Below are 419 nucleotides of genomic sequence, written 5' to 3'. Positions count from 1 at the left end.
CGCCGAAGTCTGGCTCGGTATCCGCTCGACCACCGATACCAGCAGCCTCAGCTATCACCGGGTGGCGCTCAAGCAGGTCGGCAGCAGCGGCCTGGATCGGGCCAACTGGTCGTGGGAGATCGAACCGAATTTCCGCTCGGATGTCACCTTCGAATACCAGCTGTTGGCCCGAGGCGCCGACGGCCGCCTGCTGAACCGGCAGGTGGGTTATTACAACGCCGCAACTGGCCAATGCACCCAGCGGCCGCTGCCGATTGGTGGCAATGGTGCTTCGTTCATGGAGCAGAACAGCAACCTGCATCTGATCGATCTGCCGGGAGTGACTAACAGTGATCTGCTGCTGGTGCTCACCGGCGAGAACGGCGAAGTTGCGTCGGTCAACGCCAAGGCCAATGCCTGGGGTGGCCTGGTGTTCGAAC

1 protein-coding gene is annotated in these 419 nt (G+C 62.3%); it reads left to right on the top strand.

What is annotated here, in order from left to right; genetic code table 11:
* The coding region (locus PZA18_RS24300; protein ID WP_284103465.1) for a hypothetical protein at nucleotides 1–419 on the top strand (419 nt) is incomplete at both ends.

The organism is Parachitinimonas caeni (assembly GCF_030129945.1).
In the GTDB taxonomy this organism is placed as follows: Bacteria; Pseudomonadota; Gammaproteobacteria; order Burkholderiales; family Chitinimonadaceae; genus Parachitinimonas; species Parachitinimonas caeni.
This window is presented reverse-complemented; position numbering and strand designations above follow the sequence as displayed.